The following is an 18244-nucleotide window of genomic DNA, read 5'->3' on the forward strand; positions in this document are numbered from 1 at the left end:
CGAGGTCACCTAACCGAAGGGGGAGTGGTCGGTGCCGCAGCGCATGTCCTCGGGTGGTAGTTGGCCGGTGAACAAGTAGTTGCGTTTGGCTTGTTCGGCGCAGGTGCTGGGGACGTACATGCTGCTGTGCCCGGCGCCCTCGATCACCAGGACCCGGGCGGTGGCCAGTTGGGCGGCGCCGGCGTAGGCGCCGTGCAGTGGGGTCGCGGGGTCGTAGCGGCTGTTCATGACCAGGATGGGGGCGGCCGTCTGCCGGTTCCACGGGCCGGTGTAGCGGTCGGCGTCGCGGGCCGGCCAGAACGCGCAGGGCATGGCGTTGAAGACGGCGGTGCGGCCGAAGTAGGGGTTGTGCAGGTCTTCGATGGCGGCGACGCGACTGTAGGCCGCGGGTTCGGTGGGGACCATACTGTCTGAGCACTGGATGGCGTAGAACGCTTCGGCCCGGTTGGCGGGGTAGGCGGGGTCGAACAGCGAGTCGGGGACGAGGGCGGGAGCGCTGGTCGCCGCGTCGAACAGTTGCTGCAGCAAGGTCGCCAGATCGGCGTAGGTTTCGGGGCGCGACAGGCTGCCCGCGGCGGTCACCACCTGGGAGAACGTCCATGGTGTTCCGTCGAGCACGATGGGGGCGTGGCGGGCCCGTTCGGCCAGCGTGAGCCACTTCAGCTTCGGATCGCCCGCCGAGAACGCGCAGCGCGGGCCCGCCGCCGAGCATTCGCGCAGGAACGCGTCGAAGGTCTCGGCGATGCCGACCGCGACACCCTGCCTGGTATCCAGCGGCAGATGGGTGCCCTCCGCGCCGTGCCCGTCGGCATTGCCCTCGAAGTCGAGCGAACCGTCGAACACCATCGCGCGCACCCGGCGCGGAAACATGTTCGCGTAGACCGCGCCGACCTGCGTGCCGTAGGAGATGCCGTGATAGGTCAGCGCGTTGTCGCCCACCGCGCGACGCAGGAGCTCCAGGTCACGGGCGGTATTGGCGGTCGAGGCGTGATTCAGGATCGGGCCCGCCACCTGACCGCAGCGCGCGGCGAGATCGGCCGAACGCGCGAAGAACTCCGCTTCCTGACCCGCGTCGGTGGGAGTCCCGGGGAAGGTGCCGAAGTATTCGGCCTGTTCCTCGGCAGTGGCGAAGCAGTGCACGCCCGCACTGCGTGAGACCCCGCGCGGGTCCCACGACACCAGGTCGAAGCGCGCGCGAAGCTCCTCGGAGAACAGCCACGGCCAGCGCGCCCGTTCCCGTAACCGGTCGACGCCCGAGGGGCCGGGACCGCCGAAGTTCACGAACAAGGTGCCGACGCGCTTGCTCGGATCGCTCGCGGGCAGCCGGATGGTGGCCAGTTCCAGCTGGGCACCATCCGGTTCGTTGTAATTCAGGGGCACCCGTGCCAACGCGCATTGGAAACCGTCGTCGCAGTCCGACCAGCTCAACTCGGGAGTCGTCGCGGCTTCGGCGAGCCGGTCGACATAGGCGTCGGCGGCGCGAGCGGGGGAGGGAAACGCGAATGTGCCGACGCCGAGCAGAACAGCCAGCGCGTAGAAGCCGCCTCGGCGGGTTCCACGGCGCACCGAGCGCGAAAACACCTGCCGAGCCTCCTGCACAGATCCGACGAACTCCGTGAAGCTACCACACCGCCACCTGGGGAAATCGGTTGTCGCCGAATCTGTTTCGATGCCACACCGGGTAGTGCGTTGGATTCATAAAAGTCACACAGAATTCATCGGGAATTACCGGGTTACCTGGGTATTACCGGAACCTGATAATCCTGTGTCTTCTCCGAGAATGTGATCCGAGCAATGGCCGACAATTCAACTTCTCGCTACCGTCGGGGATGTCACGACAGCGGGAAGGGTCAAAGTCGATCCCCGATTCGAATCGATGCGAAGGATGTGGGATTGTGACTGCGACCACAGAAAAAAGAGCACGTGACCTGGGCAACCGCCAGCCGCTGCGGGGTATACCGGCAGGCGGGATGACAATGGTGGCTTTTCTTTCGATATTGGCGGGATTTATCGGCGCAGCAGCCTATACGCATTCCGCCGGATACTTCGTGACATTCATGACCGGAAATACCGAACGCGCGCTCCTCGGCTGGTTCGACGGCGACTATCTGCTGGCCATCGGGGCGATATCGCTGCTGTTCGCCTTCGGCCTCGGTGTCTTCGTGGCCTCGCTGCTGCGACGGCGGCTGTGGCGCAACGGCCACTACGGCGCCTCGGTGGTGACCACGGTCGCGCTGGCCGCCGCGGTGGTGGTCGACTACGTGGTGAGCCGAACCGGCGGGCAGGAACTGGGTTTCGTCCCGATCATGTTCGTCGCGTTCGCGGTCGGCGCGCTCAACACCGCCTTCGTCAAGAACGGAGAGGTCAGTGTCCCGCTCAGCTACGTCACCGGAACGGTCGTGAAACTGGGCCAGGGCATCGAGAGCCACGTCAGCGGCGGCAGCGTGCGTGATTGGCTCGGCTACGGCCTGCAGTACGCGGCGTTCGCGACGGGCGCGCTGCTCGGTGGCGTGATGAGCATGCTGGTCGGCGGTGAGATGATGCTGATCGTGGCCACCGGCGTCTCGGCATCGGCGATCCTGGCCACCTCGCGGTCGACCGAGCCCGCGCCCTGACCCCGGATTTTGTCCTGACCACGGCGTTGCCTACACTAGAGCGGTTGCCTGGGCAGATCTGTGTCCGCTCCACGCTCGACGTGGGCGGATCGTGCCGGGCGCCGAGCGCTCGTGAAGAGTACTCATCCGGTCGGTAAGTGCCGCCCGGACCAGCCGAATTGTTGTAGGCCCACGGTCGCCTCGCGAAAGCGGGGAGATGCTGCATGGGAACCGCAGCGAGAAAGGTGTCGAGGTCTAACCATGACCATGACTGATCCGATCGCAGACTTCTTGACGCGTCTGCGCAACGCCAACTCGGCGTACCACGATCAGGTGAAGGCTCCGCACTCCAAGCTCAAGGCGAACATCGCCGAGATCCTGAAGCGCGAGGGTTACATCGCCGATTACCGCACCGAAGACGCGCCGGTGGGCAAGGCCCTCGTCGTCGATCTGAAGTACGGCCCGAGCCGTGAGCGCAGCCTGCAGGGCCTGCGTCGCGTCTCGAAGCCGGGTCTGCGTGTGTACGCGAAGTCCACCAACCTGCCCAAGGTCCTCGGCGGCCTCGGCGTGGCGATCATCTCCACGTCGACCGGCCTGCTCACCGACCGGCAAGCGGCCAAGCAGGGCGTCGGGGGCGAAGTCCTCGCCTACGTCTGGTAAGGGAGGTCTGGACTAATGTCGCGTATTGGTAAAAACCCCATCGCAATCCCGGCCGGTGTCGACGTCAGCATCGACGGCCAGGTCGTCACGGTGAAGGGTCCCAAGGGCACCCTGTCGCACACCGTTGCCGAGCCGATCACCGTCGGCAAAGACGAAGCCAACCAGCTCGTGGTCGCCCGTCCCAACGACGAGCGCGCCAACCGTTCGCTGCACGGCCTGAGCCGCACCCTGATCGCCAACATGATCGAGGGCGTCACCAAGGGCTACGAGAAGAAGATGGAAATCTTCGGCGTCGGTTACCGCGTTCAGGCCAAGGGTTCGAACCTCGAGTTCGCCCTCGGCTACAGCCACCCGGTGCCGATCGAGGCCCCGGAGGGCATCACCTTCGCGGTGGAATCGCCCACCAAGTTCTCGGTTTCCGGGATCGACAAGCAGAAGGTCGGCCAGATCTCCGCTGTGATCCACGGACTGCGTAAGCCCGACCCGTACAAGGGCAAGGGCATCCGCTACGCCGGCGAGGTCGTTCGCCGCAAGGTCGGAAAGACGGGTAAGTGATCATGGCGCAAACTGCTAACCAGAAGGCCAAGCGGATTCCGCTGGGCAAGGACGCATCGACGAAGCGTCGTCTGTCGAAGACCCGCCGTCACTTCCGTCTGCGCAAGAAGGTCGTCGGCACCACCGAGCGTCCGCGCTTGGTCGTCAACCGTTCCTCGCGGCACCTGCACGCTCAGCTCGTCGACGATTCGGTCGGCAAGACCATCGCCGCCGCGTCCTCGATCGAGGCCGATGTGCGTGCGCTGGAGGGCGACAAGTCCGCCAAGGGCGCCAAGGTCGGTCAGCTGATCGCCGAGCGCGCCAAGGCTGCCGGTATCGAGTCGGTCGTGTTCGACCGTGGTGGTCACGACTACCACGGCCGCATCGCGGCGCTGGCCGATGCCGCTCGTGAAGGTGGGCTGAAGTTCTGATGACTGAATTTTCGAACGGAAGGAACGTCTGATGCCGGGACGTCAGCGGCGTGACGGCGGCAACGGACCCGCCGGACAGAACAACAACAACCCCAGCGGTGGCCCCGAGGGCAACCGTCGCGGTGGCGGCGATCGTCGCGGCGGCGGCGACCGTCGGGACAACGCGGCCGAGAAGAACCAGCTCGAGCGCGTAGTCGCGATCAACCGCGTCTCCAAGGTCGTGAAGGGTGGTCGTCGCTTCAGCTTCACCGCCCTCGTGATCGTCGGTGACGGCAACGGTCTGGTCGGCGTCGGCTACGGCAAGGCCAAGGAAGTTCCCGCGGCCATCCAGAAGGGTGTCGAGGAGGCTCGCAAGAGCTTCTTCCGCGTCCCGATGATCGGCTCGACCATCACCCACCCGGTTCAGGGTGAGGCGGCGGCCGGTGTGGTCATGCTGCGTCCGGCTTCGCCCGGTACCGGTGTGATCGCCGGTGGTGCGGCGCGTGCCGTGCTCGAATGCGCTGGCATTCACGACATTCTGGCCAAGTCGCTCGGTAGCGACAATGCGATCAACGTCGTTCACGCGACGGTTGCCGCGCTCAAGATGCTCCAGCGTCCCGAAGAGGTTGCCGCGCGTCGCGGTCTGCCGATCGAGGACGTCGCTCCGGCGGGCATGCTGCGTGCGCGTGCGGGACAGGGAGCCTGACATGGCAGATCTCAAGGTGACCCAGATCAAGAGCACGATCGGTGCCAAGGCGAACCAGCGCGCGAGCCTGCGGACCCTCGGCCTGCGGAAGATCCGCCAGTCGGTGGTTCGTGAGGACAACGCTCAGAACCGCGGTCTGATCAATGTCGTGCGCCACCTCGTAACAGTTGAGGAGGTCTGACATGACCATCAAATTGCACCACCTGCGTCCTGCGCCGGGTTCCAAGACCGAGAAGACCCGTGTGGGTCGCGGTGAGGGTTCCAAGGGCAAGACCGCCGGTCGTGGTACCAAGGGCACCAAGGCCCGCAAGAACGTCCCCGCGGCGTTCGAAGGTGGCCAGATGCCGCTGCACATGCGCCTGCCGAAGCTGAAGGGCTTCACCAACCGCTTCCGGGTGGAGTACCAGGTTGTGAACGTGGGCCGCATCGCGGAGCTGTTCCCCGAAGGCGGCACGGTCGGTAAGGCCGAGCTCGTCGCGGCCGGCGCCGTTCGCAAGAACGAGCTGGTGAAGGTCCTCGGTGACGGCGACATCTCCGTCGCCGTGCAGGTGACCGCCGACAAGGTGACCGGCTCCGCCAAGGAGAAGATCACCGCTGCCGGTGGCACCGTCACCGAACTGGCCTGACGGTACTGTAGTCACAGCGACACCGGACGAGTCGAGCACTCGTCCGGTGTCACTGTAGAGTCTCAACAAGTGTTGTCTGCCAAGCTCGTCATCGGCTGACGTCTCCACCACGACGCCGTGTTGGTTCAGTCGCATGGCATGACCATGTCGTTCGCCAGGAGGATCTGTGCTTTCCGCCTTCGTATCGGCCTTCCGGACTCCGGACTTACGGCGGAAGATTCTCTTCACGCTGGGGTTGATCGTGCTGTACCGGTTGGGTGCCGCGCTGCCGTCCCCCGGCGTCAACTATCAGAACGTCCAGGAATGCGTGAAGCTGGTCTCCGGTGGCGAATCCGCCGGTATCTACCAGCTCATCAATCTGTTCTCCGGTGGTGCGCTACTGCAGCTTTCGGTGTTCGCGATCGGCATCATGCCGTACATCACCGCGAGCATCATCATCCAGCTGCTGACCGTGGTCATCCCGCGCTTCGAGGAGTTGCGCAAGGAAGGCCAAGCAGGCCAGACCAAGATGACGCAGTACACCCGCTACCTCTCGATCGCCCTGGCGATCCTGCAGGCCACGGGTCTCGTCGCGCTCGCCGCTCGCGGTCAGCTGCTGCAGGGCTGCCAGGAAGACATCCTCGAGGACACCGGCATCTTCGGCATGATCGTCATCGTGCTGGTGATGACCGCCGGTGCGGCCCTGGTGATGTGGTTCGGCGAGCAGATCACCGAGCGCGGCGTCGGTAACGGCATGTCGCTGCTGATCTTCGCCGGTATCGCCGCGCGTATCCCGCTCGACGGCAAGGCCATCCTCGATACCCGTGGCGCCATGATCTTCAGCCTCGTGTGTGTGGGTGTGCTGCTGATCATCATCGCGGTGGTCTTCGTCGAACAGGGTCAGCGCCGGATCCCGGTGCAATACGCCAAGCGCGTCGTCGGTCGCAAGATGTACGGCGGCTCCTCGACCTATCTGCCGCTGAAGGTCAACCAGGCCGGTGTGATCCCGGTGATCTTCGCGTCTTCGCTGCTCTACCTGCCCAACCTGATTTCGCAGCTCACCTCGTCGAGCACCGCGACGGACCCGAGCTGGTGGCAGGAGATCATCCAGAAGTATCTGGTCGATCCGACCAACCCGGTCTACATCGCCGTCTACTTCGGTTTGATCGTGTTCTTCACCTACTTCTACGTCGCGATCACCTTCAACCCGGAGGAACGCGCGGACGAGATGAAGAAGTTCGGTGGCTTCATTCCGGGCTACCGCCCCGGTAAGCCGACCGCCGACTACCTCAATTATGTTCTGAGCCGCATCACCCTGCCCGGCTCGATCTACCTCGGCGCGGTCACCGTCCTGCCGAGTATCGCCCTCGGCAGCGGTAGCACGGGCCAGTCGGCGAACATGTCCTTCGGCGGTGCCGCGGTGCTCATCATGGTCAGCGTGGGTCTCGACACGGTCAAGCAGATCGAGAGCCAGCTGATGAATCGAAATTACGAAGGGTTCCTCAAGTGAGAGTTGTTCTGCTCGGTCCGCCGGGTGCCGGCAAAGGTACTCAGGCCGTCCTGCTGTCGGAAAAGCTGGGCGTTCCGCACATCTCCACCGGAGACCTCTTCCGCGCGAACATCAGCCAGCAGACCGCCCTCGGTCGCGAGGCGCAGAAGTACATGGACGCCGGTGACCTGGTCCCCAGCGATGTCACCAACCGCATGGTCGAAGCCCGCGTCGCCGAACCGGACGCCGCGAACGGTTTCGTCCTCGACGGTTACCCGCGCACGGTCGACCAGGCCGACGCGCTGAAGAAGATCCTCGAGCATCACGGCACCGCGCTCGACGCCGTGCTGTGCTTCGTGGTCGCCGAGGACACCGTGGTCGAGCGCATGCTCGCCCGTGGCCGCGCCGACGACACCGAGGACGTCATCCGCAACCGGCTGCGGGTCTACCGCGAGGAGACCGAGCCGCTGCTCGAGTACTACGACGGTCTGGTCGTGACCGTCGACGGTCTCGGCGAGGTCGACGATGTCAACGCGCGAGCGCTGAAGGCTCTCGGCCAGTAATGGCATTCGGTCGGAAGAAGAAGGTCGTGCCGTTCCGCACGGCGGGCGAGCTCGACGCCATGGCGGCGGCGGGCGCGATCGTCGGGCGGGCGCTGGTCGCCGTGCGCGATGCCGCCAAGCCCGGGGTATCGACGCTCGAGCTCGACGAGGTCGCCGAGCAGGTGATCCGGGAGGCGGGCGCGGTTCCGTCGTTCAAGGGTTACCACGGCTTCCCCGGCTCGATCTGTTCTTCGGTCAACGACCGTGTGGTGCACGGGATCCCCTCGGCGAGTGAGATTCTCACCGAGGGCGATCTGGTGTCGATCGATTGCGGCGCCATCCTCGACGGCTGGCACGGCGATTCGGCCTGGACCTTCGGCGTCGGCACCATCATCGAAGCCGATCGCCTGCTCAGCGAGGCGACCAAGTGGTCGATGGAGGCGGGCATCGGCGCGATGGTGCCCGGCAACCGGCTCACCGATGTGTCGCACGCGATCGAGCTCGGCACCCGGGCCGCCGAAGAGGTGCACGGCCGCAAATACGGCATCGTCGACGGCTACGGTGGCCACGCCATCGGCCGCGAGATGCACATGGACCCCTTCCTCCCGAACGAGGGCGCCCCGGGCAAGGGCCCGCGCCTGGTCGTCGGATCGGTCCTGGCCATCGAGCCGATGCTCACCCTCGGTACCACCGAAACCACAACCCTCGACGACGACTGGACCGTGGTCACCACCGACGGTTCCCGCGCCGCCCACTGGGAACACAGCGTCGCCGTCACCGAGGACGGCCCACGCATCCTCACCCTGCGCCCGGAGTGACTTCGCGAAAGTCTTTCGCGACTTTTCGGTGAAGTAATGTTTCGAATCCGGCTCGGTGCCGGGGGAATCCTGTATCTCTGAGTAATGAGATCTGGGATCGCGCTGATCGCCGTCGCCGCCACCTGTGCGGCGACGGCGTCGCTCGTCGGTTGCGGTGAGCCGCCTGCCGAGTCGCGCTACACGGGATCGGGCAATACCTACGGTTCGGCGAATGCCGGTTTCGAGACCTGCATGGTGACCGATGCGGGCGGGGTGGACGACAAGTCGTTCAACGAATCCGGCTGGAACGGGGTGAAGGCGGCGATCGACGCCAATCCCGGGGTCTACGGTTCCTACCGGCAGTCGAACAGTTCCGCCGATTACGAACCCAACCTGCGGGCCTCGGCCGACGACGACTGCGATCTGGTGATCGGGGTCGGCGGCCTGATGGCCGAGGCGGTGGCGCAGGTGGCGGGGGAGTACCCGGATCAGCGGTTCGCCATCGTCGACGCGCACGTGGAGTTGGACAACGTCTATTCGATGGAGTTCAATGCCGCCCAATCCTCTTATCTCGCAGGCTATCTCGCGGCGGGGATGACCAAGACCGGCCGCGTCGCGACCTGGGGTGGCATGGAGATCCCCGCGGTGACGATCTTCATGGACGGTTTCGCGGCAGGCGTGGCCAGGTACAACCAGGTGCACGGGACGAGTACGGAGGTGCTCGGCTGGAATGTCGCCGATCAGAACGGTTCTTTCACCGGCAATTTCGACGACACCAGTGCCGGTCGCTCGCTGACCGAGAATTTCATCGCCCAGGGCGCCGACATCATTCATCCGGTGGCCGGTCCGGTCGGCATGGGCGGTGCGTCGGCGGTGCAGGATTCACCGGGGGTGAGCATGATCTGGGTCGATTCCGACGGGTACGAAGCCGTGCCGGAATACAAAGACATCATGTTGTCGTCGTCGATGAAGGACATTTCCGCCGCGGTGCGCGTCGCGATCGACAACGCTTTCGCCGAGGGCCCGAAAGACGGCCGGTATGTCGGCACGCTCGGCAACGGCGGAGTCGGCCTCGCGCCGTTCCATGATTTCGACGGTGCTGTGCCGGAGCGGCTGAAACAGGAGCTCACGGCCCTGCGCACCGAGATCGTCGAAGGCCGGATCGTGATCGACTCACCCGCCGCCCCCAAGCTCTGAGGACAACGACATGCGACTCGAAGTACGGGGACTGACAAAAGCTTTCGGCGATTTCCTGGCCGACGAGAATGTCGACCTGGTGGTGGAACCCGGCCAGGTGCACGCGATTCTCGGTGAGAACGGCGCGGGCAAATCCACTCTGATGAATATGCTCTACGGCATTCTCGAACCGACCAGCGGCGAGATTCTCATCGACGGCGCGCCCGTGCGGTTCCGTTCGCCCAGCGACGCGATCGCCGCCGGAATCGGCATGGTGCATCAGCATTTCAAGCTGGTCGGCCCGTTCAGTGTGGCCGACAACGTGCAGCTGGGTCGTGAACACGCCAAGCGCGGGATTCTGGACCGGGCGGCGGCACGTGACGCGGTGCGCGCGGTGTCGGATCGCTACGGTCTCGCGCTCGACCCGGATGCCGTCTGTGCGGACCTGCCGGTGGGTGTGCAGCAGCGGGTGGAGATCGTCAAGGCGCTCTCCGGCGACACCGACCTGCTGATCCTCGACGAACCGACCGCCGTGCTCACCCCGCCGGAAGTAGCCGAACTGCTCGGCATCATCCGCAATCTCACCGCCGCGGGCATGTCGGTGATCTTCATCAGCCACAAGCTCAAAGAGGTGAAGGCCATCGCCGACACCATCACGGTGCTGCGCCGGGGCAAGGTGGTGGCCCAGGCGTCGCCCGAGGACAGCGAGGCCGAGCTGGCGGCGGCGATGGTCGGGCGGTCGGTGATCCTGACCGTCGAGCGCACGCCCGCCGATCCTGGTGCGGTCGCCTTGGCGGTGCGGGATCTGACGGTGCTCGGCGAGCGGGGCACGGCGGTGCTCGACGGGCTGAACCTCACGGTGCGAGCCGGGGAGATCGTCGGGTTGGCCGGGGTGGAGGGCAACGGCCAGACCGAACTCGCCAGAGCCGTGCTCGGCACCGTTCGCCCGGACGGCGGGACGGTCGAGCTGGGCGGGGTGCCGGTGACCTCGTGGGATCCGTACCGGCGCATCGTCGCCGGGCTCGGCTACATTCCGGAGGACCGTGGTCGCGACGGGCTGGCGGCCGACTTCACCGTGGCCGAGAACCTCGTGCTCAACCAGTACCGCGACGCACCGCTGTCGCATCGCGGCGTGCTCGACAGCGACGCCGTGCGCACGCTGGCCGACAAGGCCATCGCCGACTTCGACATCCGCACGCGCGGCCCGGGCGAGCTCGTGTCGGCGCTGTCGGGTGGTAACCAGCAGAAGGTGGTGATCGCCCGCGAATTCTCTCGTCCCCGTGCGGTTCTCGTTGCCGCACAGCCCACCCGAGGGGTGGACGTGGGCGCTATCGAATTCATCCACAGCAGGCTCGTCGCCGAACGTGACTCGGGGACCGGGGTGCTGCTCATCTCCGCCGAACTGGACGAGATTCTCGCCCTGTCCGACCGGATCGCGGTGATCCACAACGGGCAGATCGTCGGCGAGGTCGGGCCGGACACCCCGCGCGAGATCATCGGTCAGCTGATGGCAGGCCACCGCCCCACCGAATCCGCCACCCCGAGCTGAACTGGCGCCGACATCCTCGAGGATTCCCATGCCGAGTACGACCACCGCGCCGGAGACCGAATCGCCCCGGCCCGAAAGACCAGGTTTCGGCCGCACCTTCACCCGGTATCTGACCGAAGCCAACAGCGTGATGGTGACCATCTATTCGCTGCTGCTCGCCTTCGCGATCGGCGCGCTGCTCATCATCGTTTCTGATCCGTCGGTGCGCCGGGCCTGGGGCTACTTCCTCAACCGGCCCTCCGACGCGCTGAGTTTCTCCTGGCAGGCGGTGAGCACGGCCTATCGTGACCTGTTCGAGGGCGCCATTCTCGACATCGGCCGCCTGCAGGAGTTCTTCGACGGCACGGCCACCCTCGCCCAGGTGCTGCGCCCGATCTCGGAGACGCTCACCTACGCCACCCCACTGATCTTCACCGGGCTCGCCGTGGGGCTGGCGTTCCGGGCCGGACTGTTCAATATCGGTGGGCACGGGCAGTTCATCTTCGGCATGCTCGGTGCGTTGATCGTCGGTTTCGCGATCGATCTGCCGCCGCTGCTGCACGTGCCGCTCGCGTTGGCCGCGGGTGCGCTCGCGGGTGGGCTCTTCGGCGCGGTTCCCGGTGTGCTGAAGGCGAAAACCGGTGCACACGAGGTGATCTCGTCGATCATGCTGAACAATATCGCCACCTATTTCCTGCTCTGGGCGCTGAGCACCACCTTCATCCACTCGCTGACCTCCCAGGAGCTGGTGTCCAAGCCGGTCGACATCTCGGCGCGGCTGCCCCGGCTCCTCGGCTGGGCGGGGTCGGGGCTGCGGGTGAGTGTCGGCCTGCTGATCGCGTTGGCGCTGGCGGCGGGGATCTGGTGGCTGCTGCGCAAGTCGACCTTCGGGTACCGGATTCGCGCGGTCGGGGCGAATCCGCACGCGGCGCAGACGGCGGGCATCGATATGGGTCGTACGTTCATCACTACGATGGGGGTGTCCGGAGCGCTCGCCGGGATCGGGGGCGGGGCGCTCGTGCTCGGGTTGAACCCGTACACGGTGAACCCCGGAACGGTTGCCGAGTTCGGCTTCGACGGGATCACCGTCGCCTTGCTCGGGCGGGCACATCCGGGCGGGATCGTCGCGGCGGCGTTGCTGTTCGGTGCGTTGAAGTCGGGCACGCTGCACATGCAGCCCGCCATCCCGGTGGAGATGTCGACGCTGTTGCAGGCGGTGATCGTGCTGTTCATCGCCGCGCCCGCCCTGGTGAAAACCCTGCTGCACCTGCGCACTCCGCGCGGTGGGCTCAACACGCTGGAAGCGAGGGGCTGGTGAGTACCGCTGTCGCCGAATCGAAACCGGTCGTCGTGACCGAGACCGTGCGTCACCCTGTGGGTGGGGCGGTGCTCGTCGTCCTCGGGGCGGTCCTCGCCGTCGCGGCGTTGCTGTGGATGCCAGACGGGCGGGCCACCACGTTCCGTCTGGATCAGACCGTCGAAAGCAGCTGGACCGTCAGCACTTTCGGCATCGTTGTGACGCTTGCGGTGCTCGCCGTGCTGCTCGGAGTGCTGATGCTCGCGCGGGCGGTGAGTGCGCGCACGCACGGGATGACCGTCGGGGTGGCGGCGACCGCGCTGGTGATCGCTGTGCTGTCCTGGGTGGTGACGCCCGGCGTCGGGTTCCCGGTGGAGTTCGTGCTGGCGACCACGCTGTTCCTGGCCCTGCCGTTCATCTTCGGTGCCCTGTCCGGGGTGGTGTGTGAACGGTCCGGTGTCATCAACCTCGGCATCGAAGGTCAGTTCCTGGCGGGCGCCTTCACCGCTGTGCTGTTCGCCTCGATCACCGGCAACCCCTATATCGGGATACTCGCGGCAGTGCTCAGCGGCATGGTCTCCACGCTGCTGCTGGCCTGGCTGGCCACCCGCTTCGAGGTGAACCAGCTGGTCACCGGCGTGATCCTGAACCTGCTCGCGCTCGGGCTCACCGGGTTCTTGTTCGAGCGACTCATGCGCATGGATCACTCGCTCAACCAGCCGAGCACGGTCCCACGCATCGGCGGATTCCTGCACGACATCGGTCTCGGCTTCCTCACCGACATCCCGATCCTCGGACCGGTCCTCTTCGACCAGAACCTTTTCGTCTACGTGGCGCTGGCCTGCGTGTTCGGTCTGTCCTACCTGCTGTTCCACACCAGGTGGGGGCTGCGGACCCGTGCCGTCGGGGAACACCCGGCGGCCGCCGACGCCGCCGGCATCGACGTGAACCGGCTGCGATTCTGGAACGTCACCTGTGCGGGTGCGCTGTCAGGTTTCGGCGGCGCGTTCTTCACCATCGCCAACAATGTGGCCTTCAGCAAGAACATGACCGCGGCCCTCGGCTTCGTCGCGCTCGCGGTGATGATCGTCGGCCGCTGGAACCCCGTCGGCGCCCTCCTGGCCGCCCTGCTCTTCGGCTTCTCCAGCGCCCTGCAACGGTTCCTCAACACCATGCCCGGCAACCCGATCCCCACCGAATTTCTCGGCATGCTGCCTTATGTGGTGACTCTCGTCGTGGTCGCCGGATTCATCGGAAAAGCCGTCGCGCCCGCCGCAGACGGTATTCCGTACCGGCCGGGTGACAATTAGTTCAGCCTTCGAGCAGGACGGTGACCGGGCCGTCGTTGGTCAGATCTATGTGCATGTGAGCGCCGAATTTTCCGGTGGCAACGGTGGCGCCAAGGTCACGCAGGGCGTCGGCGAAGGTGTCCACCAGGGGTTCGGCGACCGGGCCCGGCGCAGCGGCGTTCCACGACGGGCGGCGCCCCTTGGCGGTGTTGGCGTAGAGGGTGAACTGGCTGACGACGAGGATCGGCGCGTTCAGGTCGGCGGCCGAACGCTCGCCGTCGAGAATGCGCAGGCGGAAAGTCTTGTCCGCCAGGGCCTTCGCGATGTCCTCGGTATCGGTGTGGGTGACGCCGACCAGCGCGAGCAGGCCGTGCGGCGCACCCGTCGCGGCCGGGTCGATCCGGCCGACGACCTGATCGTCGACTGTCACCTGGGCGGTGGTGACCCGTTGCAGTAGCACTCGCACAGCCCCGATCATGCCCGGTCGCCACCCCGGGCGGGGTATCGGGTCAGTCCTTGCCGAAGAACAGGATGTCGGGGCCGTAGTCGGTGAGGGGGCTCTTTTCGGCGGCTTGGCGGATGCCGCTGCCGGGGAGTTCGGTGACCTTGGCGAACATCGCCGCGTTGCCGAAGGCCGCGCGGACCTGGGTTTCGGAGGCGTAGTCGGCGCCGTAGTCGGCGAGGGTGGCGAAGTCGAGGGGGGCCAGGGGAGTGTCGAGGGGGGCTTGGCCCGCGGGGCGGCCGAGGGCGGCGTACTGGGTGGCCACGCCGTTGTCGTAGAGGCACAGCTCGTAGGAGATGTTCTCGATGGTGGCAACGGTCAGCACCGGCCACTTCGCCGACAAGGCGACGGCCAAGGGGTGTTTGCCGAGTGCGCCGATCTCCCAGTTCAGGCTCTTCACCGAAACCCAGCTGCCCGAGGCTTTCTCGACGAGCACCACATCGGCGCCGAGTTCGGTGTCCGGGTTCACCTTCGGTTCTTTGACGCCCCAATGCCGTTCGTGCACACCGGCGAAACGACCCGCGTCGACAGGAGTGGCGCCGTGCGCGGCGAAGGCGGCGGTGACAGCGGTACGAACCTGCTCCAGCGCGTCGGGCGCCGAGCAGCGCACCGCGATCGCACCGTAGGTCGCGGTGATTTCCACGGGCCGCGACGGCGGTTCCGGCATGGCACCGGCGGCCAGCGGCTTGAGACCGACAAGAGCGAGACGCCAGTTGATTTCGTCGATGGTCGCCAGGTCACCACCCGACTGGTACAGGATCTGCTGCTGCGTCAGCCGGCCGGCGCGCTCGAGCGTCGGCGCCCCGAGCTTGTGCAGCGCCTGGGTGGTCTTCAGGGTGAGATCGAGGTCCTCGATCCGGGTTTCGCGCAGCTGCGCCGTGCTCGCCGAGGTGGTGACCTCCGAATACAGCGCGCGATAGCTCGCGATGGCCTGCTTGCGGGAGCGCCCGACCATCAGCGTCCGCAACAGCGTGCTCAGGCTGGCCAGATACTTGCCCGGCTGCTCGGGTGCCCGCGCGTACATCGCCGCACGGATCCGCACCGCCGACTCCGTAGCGGCCACCGCCGCCTCGTGATCGAGCCGCATCAACCACACGCCGCACTTGGACAACCCGTCGGCACACATGGCCTGCACATCCGGATAGTCCTGTGCCACTTGCCGATACGCCGAACACGCGCTGCGGATGGTGTTGGTGGCGAGCTGGCGATGTCCGACCAGCCGTGTCGCCTGCTCGAACAAGCGCAGCGCATCCTGGAGCGCACCCGCGTACTCGTAGGAGACGAAGCCCTCGACCAGCCAGTGCAGCCGGATCGCCACCGCTTCCTGCGCGGGCTCGAGTGCCTCGGCGGTGCGGTCACGGCCCGACGGGTCGTCACGAGTGGCGAGCAGCCCCTGGGCCAGTTCGGTGAGCGAACCGGCCAGGCGGAGGTAGTCCTCGGGCTGCTGGCTGCGGGTGTTGGCGCGATCGGCTGCAACGCGCCGTTCGAGGCCGCTCAGGTCGGTCATGAGCGGTTCCGTCGCGACGTCAATCTCGGGCCCTATCATCGTTGCTGCGCAGGTCGGCGCACCGACCCAGGTTGTGGTCTACCGAGTCTGCCACAGTTGGCGCGACCGCGCGGCTCAGCTGTGGATGCGGCTGTCGCCGTGATGAACTCCTGGTGACCAGTGGGTGCGAAACCGCAGGAAAGGGCCAGTATCGGTGTGCGCCTGTCGTTCTGGAGGCCTGCGTGCGGGTGCTCGCCGTGGCATACTCGACAGGTATTACCCGATGGTGGAGGAGCGTCGAGATGGCAGACAAGGTCGAATTCGATGAGCATCTGTTCCGCGGTGCGGCTGCCAAAACCGGTCACGTGAACGACCGGGTCACCAGCATCATGGACACCCTCAAAGCCTCGGTCGAAAGCCACCACGGCTGCTGGGGACACGACACCATCGGGACAACCTTCGCCAACGGCCAGGACGGCTCGGGCGGTTACACCAAGTCGAGCAAGTTGCTCACCGACAACGGTGACGCGGTGGCCGAGGGCTTCGCCAACATGTCCCAGTCTCAGACCGAATCCGCGGAGTTCCTGCACAATATGGAACTCGACAACCGCTACGGGCTGCGCTGAGCTGGTATTCGCGACAATGGTGAACGAGCAGGCCAGGGCCGATATGGCCGACATTCTCGAAGGTGTGCAGGAACAGATGCGCACCATCGCCCGGCTCCAGCAGGAACGCGCGACCCTGACGGCCAGCGCCACGGTCCGCAGACACGTCACAGTGACGGTGAACGCGGACAATGTGGTGATCGAGACGAAGTTCGGCCCCGACGTCGAAGACCTCGGCTACGCCGAGATCGCCAAGGCGGTCACCGAGGCCGCTAAGCAGGCGTCCGCCGAGATGGCGCGCAAGACGAGCGAGCTCCTGGAACCGCTGAACACCCAGCGCGCACGCATGCCGAAACTGTCCGACCTGGTGGAGGGTATGCCCGAGATCAAGGTCCCGGAACCGGTGAAGGCACCCACTTCGCCGCCGAATTCGCCGGCACGTCCGGCCGAAGACGACAAGCCGATGGAGTTCTCCGGAACCGTCGACGTGGACCTCGGCCGCGATCGAGGCGGTTCGGTCACCGACTCGAGCTGGTGAGCCCGGGCTTTCACGGGTAACCGAATATGGCGATCACCATCCCGGGGTGGCTACAGCACCTCGAAATCCTTGCGGGCATGGAATGGCCCGAGGGCAATGAAGACCAGATGTGGCAGCTCGGCGAGGACTGGCGCACGGCCGCCGCCGAGCTGGAGAAGGTCATCAGGGATGTCGAGGCGGCGAAGGCGGCTTCGATCAAGGCGTATCCGGCGGGCGACGGCTACACCGAGATGGTCAATTCCTTCGACAGCCTGCTCCGGTCCGGTGGTGATCCCGAAAAAGACCGGTCGCTGAAAACGCTGGCCAAGTACTTCAAGGAAACCGGCGACGGCACCTACGAAGCCGGCACCGAGATCGAATACGCCAAGCTGATGTACATTTCGTCGCTGGCATTGCTGGCGGCGGAGATGGCGGCCTCTTTCGCGGCCGGTCCGTTCAAACTCGGACTCGATGCGCTGGCTATCGGTGCGACCCGCATCGCTGTTCGCCTCATCGCGAATCGGTTGCTCGCGTCGATTATTCGCGCGGTCGGCAAGATTGCCGCCAATGCGGTGGTGAAGTTCGTTTTCCGGCACATCATGATCGATACCGTCATCGGTACGATGCAGGAATTCGCCATTCAGCAGTACCAGGTGGAAAAGGGGCATCGCAACAAGGTCAATTGGGAGCAGGTCGGTCTCACGGCGCTGAGTTCGGCGGCTGGTGGTGCGGCGGCGGGACCCCTGGCCGGGCTCATCAACAAGCGCCTGATGCGCGGGGTGGACAATCCGTCGTGGGCGCGGCAGTACATGAACAGTCAGATCACCGGTATTTCGGCGGGTTTGGCGGGTGCCCTCGCCGGTTACGCGGTGACCATCCCCTTCGGGGCGGGACCGTTCGACTACCGGATGCTGACGGCGGGTGGTCTCAGCGGCTCGTTGACGGGTGCGGCGCGGACCGCCGGTAGTCACGCCTGGCAAAAGGGCGCGCCGGTGCTGTCGAGTCGTCCGGATCTCGCGACACGGATGAACAGCCTGTTCGGCGACGTGGGTGGGCCACGGGTCGGTGCCGAACCCGGCGGGACGGGTGCGAACCCCGGAGCTGGGACCGGTGGGTCGAACTCGCCGAGCCGGGCGGGCGTGGCTGGGGACGGGTCGAGCAGTCCGGGCTCACAGACGCGTCCCGCGGCCGCGGGCGGCGGGAACCAAGCGGCCTCGCAATCTTCGGGATCTGGTGGGTCGCAGAGTAATTCGAGCAGCTCGGCACAGAGTGACTCGAGTTCGGGGAGCGACGGCGCGGGTTCGCAGAACGGTAGATCTTCCGCTGCGGATGATTCCGCGTCGAGCGATCGGTCTTCGTCGGGCGAAGGTTCGTCGAGCGATCGTTCGACCTCGGGGGAGTCGTCGAGCGCGGAGGGCGGTTCGTCCAGCGACCGTTCTTCGAACGACCAGGCGGGCGATCGCGGTGCGGGTCTGGCCGGGGAGAACGGCTCCCAGAATGGCGGCTC

At 66.1% G+C, this 18244-nt stretch carries 19 protein-coding genes and 1 pseudogene; 17 read left to right on the top strand and 3 right to left on the bottom strand.

Annotated features, from left to right (window positions below):
• Positions 1–9 precede the first annotated feature (9 nt).
• A complete protein-coding gene (locus ACWEVR_RS00840; RefSeq protein ID WP_452465293.1) occupies positions 10–1581 on the bottom strand; it encodes an alpha/beta hydrolase in 1572 nt (523 codons plus the stop codon).
• Between the two features lie 389 nt (positions 1582–1970).
• Between ACWEVR_RS00840 and ACWEVR_RS00845 the strand changes: the two genes are divergently transcribed.
• From ACWEVR_RS00845 to ACWEVR_RS00910, 14 genes are all read left to right on the top strand, one after another.
• Positions 1971–2615, top strand: a complete 645-nt coding sequence (locus ACWEVR_RS00845; protein WP_452465294.1) for a YoaK family protein — start codon at positions 1971–1973, stop codon at positions 2613–2615.
• A gap of 240 nt (positions 2616–2855) precedes the next feature.
• Positions 2856–3254 (top strand): 30S ribosomal protein S8, encoded by a 399-nt coding sequence (gene rpsH, locus ACWEVR_RS00850; protein WP_067491077.1) that lies wholly within the window; start codon positions 2856–2858, stop codon positions 3252–3254.
• Between the two features lie 15 nt (positions 3255–3269).
• Positions 3270–3809: a 50S ribosomal protein L6 gene (gene rplF / locus ACWEVR_RS00855; RefSeq protein WP_452465295.1), complete on the top strand. Its 540-nt coding sequence runs from the start codon at positions 3270–3272 to the stop codon at positions 3807–3809.
• 2 nt (positions 3810–3811) lie between these two features.
• A complete protein-coding gene (gene rplR / locus ACWEVR_RS00860) occupies positions 3812–4219 on the top strand; it encodes a 50S ribosomal protein L18 (RefSeq protein WP_067491072.1) in 408 nt (135 codons plus the stop codon).
• Positions 4220–4250: 31 nt separating this feature from the next.
• Entirely contained in the window at positions 4251–4904 is a 654-nt protein-coding gene (rpsE, locus tag ACWEVR_RS00865) for a 30S ribosomal protein S5 (RefSeq protein ID WP_067491070.1), read from the top strand.
• Between the two features lies 1 nt (position 4905).
• A complete protein-coding gene (gene rpmD, locus ACWEVR_RS00870) occupies positions 4906–5085 on the top strand; it encodes a 50S ribosomal protein L30 (RefSeq protein ID WP_067491217.1) in 180 nt (59 codons plus the stop codon).
• A 1-nt stretch (position 5086) separates the two neighbouring features.
• Positions 5087–5530 (top strand): 50S ribosomal protein L15, encoded by a 444-nt coding sequence (gene rplO, locus ACWEVR_RS00875; RefSeq protein WP_067491068.1) that lies wholly within the window; start codon positions 5087–5089, stop codon positions 5528–5530.
• A gap of 166 nt (positions 5531–5696) precedes the next feature.
• Positions 5697–7019 carry a preprotein translocase subunit SecY gene (secY, locus tag ACWEVR_RS00880; protein WP_452465296.1) on the top strand — a complete coding sequence of 441 codons (1323 nt, stop codon included), beginning with the start codon at positions 5697–5699 and terminating at the stop codon, positions 7017–7019.
• On the top strand, positions 7016–7561 hold the full coding sequence (locus ACWEVR_RS00885; protein ID WP_067491064.1) for an adenylate kinase: 546 nt from the start codon (positions 7016–7018) through the stop codon (positions 7559–7561). Before secY ends, ACWEVR_RS00885 begins: the two co-directional genes overlap by 4 nt.
• Positions 7561–8358 carry a type I methionyl aminopeptidase gene (gene map / locus ACWEVR_RS00890; RefSeq protein WP_452465297.1) on the top strand — a complete coding sequence of 266 codons (798 nt, stop codon included), beginning with the start codon at positions 7561–7563 and terminating at the stop codon, positions 8356–8358. The genes ACWEVR_RS00885 and map overlap by 1 nt, the downstream gene beginning before the upstream one ends.
• An 84-nt stretch (positions 8359–8442) precedes the next feature.
• Positions 8443–9534: a BMP family lipoprotein gene (locus tag ACWEVR_RS00895; RefSeq protein ID WP_452465298.1), complete on the top strand. Its 1092-nt coding sequence runs from the start codon at positions 8443–8445 to the stop codon at positions 9532–9534.
• Positions 9535–9544: 10 nt separating this feature from the next.
• On the top strand, positions 9545–11062 hold the full coding sequence (locus ACWEVR_RS00900) for an ABC transporter ATP-binding protein (RefSeq protein WP_452465299.1): 1518 nt from the start codon (positions 9545–9547) through the stop codon (positions 11060–11062).
• A gap of 28 nt (positions 11063–11090) precedes the next feature.
• Positions 11091–12359: an ABC transporter permease gene (locus tag ACWEVR_RS00905; RefSeq protein WP_452465300.1), complete on the top strand. Its 1269-nt coding sequence runs from the start codon at positions 11091–11093 to the stop codon at positions 12357–12359.
• The gene (locus tag ACWEVR_RS00910) at positions 12356–13648 is read left to right on the top strand and encodes an ABC transporter permease (protein WP_452465301.1); all 1293 of its coding nucleotides are present in this window, start codon (positions 12356–12358) and stop codon (positions 13646–13648) included. Before ACWEVR_RS00905 ends, ACWEVR_RS00910 begins: the two co-directional genes overlap by 4 nt.
• A gap of 1 nt (position 13649) precedes the next feature.
• Here ACWEVR_RS00910 and dtd read toward each other — a convergent pair whose 3' ends face one another.
• Positions 13650–14093, bottom strand: a complete 444-nt coding sequence (dtd, locus tag ACWEVR_RS00915) for a D-aminoacyl-tRNA deacylase (RefSeq protein WP_452465302.1) — start codon at positions 14091–14093, stop codon at positions 13650–13652.
• 43 nt (positions 14094–14136) lie between these two features.
• Positions 14137–15636: a hypothetical protein gene (locus ACWEVR_RS00920; protein WP_452465303.1), complete on the bottom strand. Its 1500-nt coding sequence runs from the start codon at positions 15634–15636 to the stop codon at positions 14137–14139.
• Between the two features lie 281 nt (positions 15637–15917).
• On the opposite strand from ACWEVR_RS00920, the gene ACWEVR_RS00925 reads away from it, so the two are divergent.
• The 3 genes and pseudogenes from ACWEVR_RS00925 to ACWEVR_RS00935 all read left to right on the top strand — a co-directional run.
• Positions 15918–16241 carry a hypothetical protein gene (locus ACWEVR_RS00925; protein WP_225281878.1) on the top strand — a complete coding sequence of 108 codons (324 nt, stop codon included), beginning with the start codon at positions 15918–15920 and terminating at the stop codon, positions 16239–16241.
• A gap of 16 nt (positions 16242–16257) precedes the next feature.
• Entirely contained in the window at positions 16258–16758 is a 501-nt protein-coding gene (locus ACWEVR_RS00930; protein ID WP_452465304.1) for a YbaB/EbfC family nucleoid-associated protein, read from the top strand.
• 107 nt (positions 16759–16865) lie between these two features.
• Positions 16866–17201 (top strand): annotated as a pseudogene (locus tag ACWEVR_RS00935) (WXG100-like domain-containing protein); the annotation flags it as partial.
• Positions 17202–18244: the final 1043 nt, after the last annotated feature.

It is taken from the genome of Nocardia sp. NPDC003979 (genome assembly GCF_053605015.1).

Bases quoted from the DNA above. Each gene is read 5' to 3' on its own strand.
- ACWEVR_RS00845 (WP_452465294.1), top strand. From the start codon at position 1,971: ATGACAATGGTGGCTTTTCTTTCGATATTGGCGGGATTTATCGGCGCA.
- rpsH (WP_067491077.1), top strand. From the start codon at position 2,856: ATGACCATGACTGATCCGATCGCAGACTTCTTGACGCGTCTGCGCAAC.
- rplF (WP_452465295.1), top strand. From the start codon at position 3,270: ATGTCGCGTATTGGTAAAAACCCCATCGCAATCCCGGCCGGTGTCGAC.
- rplR (WP_067491072.1), top strand. From the start codon at position 3,812: ATGGCGCAAACTGCTAACCAGAAGGCCAAGCGGATTCCGCTGGGCAAG.
- rpsE (WP_067491070.1), top strand. From the start codon at position 4,251: ATGCCGGGACGTCAGCGGCGTGACGGCGGCAACGGACCCGCCGGACAG.
- rpmD (WP_067491217.1), top strand. From the start codon at position 4,906: ATGGCAGATCTCAAGGTGACCCAGATCAAGAGCACGATCGGTGCCAAG.
- rplO (WP_067491068.1), top strand. From the start codon at position 5,087: ATGACCATCAAATTGCACCACCTGCGTCCTGCGCCGGGTTCCAAGACC.
- map (WP_452465297.1), top strand. From the start codon at position 7,561: ATGGCATTCGGTCGGAAGAAGAAGGTCGTGCCGTTCCGCACGGCGGGC.
- ACWEVR_RS00895 (WP_452465298.1), top strand. From the start codon at position 8,443: ATGAGATCTGGGATCGCGCTGATCGCCGTCGCCGCCACCTGTGCGGCG.
- ACWEVR_RS00900 (WP_452465299.1), top strand. From the start codon at position 9,545: ATGCGACTCGAAGTACGGGGACTGACAAAAGCTTTCGGCGATTTCCTG.
- ACWEVR_RS00905 (WP_452465300.1), top strand. From the start codon at position 11,091: ATGCCGAGTACGACCACCGCGCCGGAGACCGAATCGCCCCGGCCCGAA.
- ACWEVR_RS00920 (WP_452465303.1), bottom strand. From the start codon at position 15,636: ATGACCGACCTGAGCGGCCTCGAACGGCGCGTTGCAGCCGATCGCGCC.
- ACWEVR_RS00925 (WP_225281878.1), top strand. From the start codon at position 15,918: ATGGCAGACAAGGTCGAATTCGATGAGCATCTGTTCCGCGGTGCGGCT.
- ACWEVR_RS00930 (WP_452465304.1), top strand. From the start codon at position 16,258: ATGGTGAACGAGCAGGCCAGGGCCGATATGGCCGACATTCTCGAAGGT.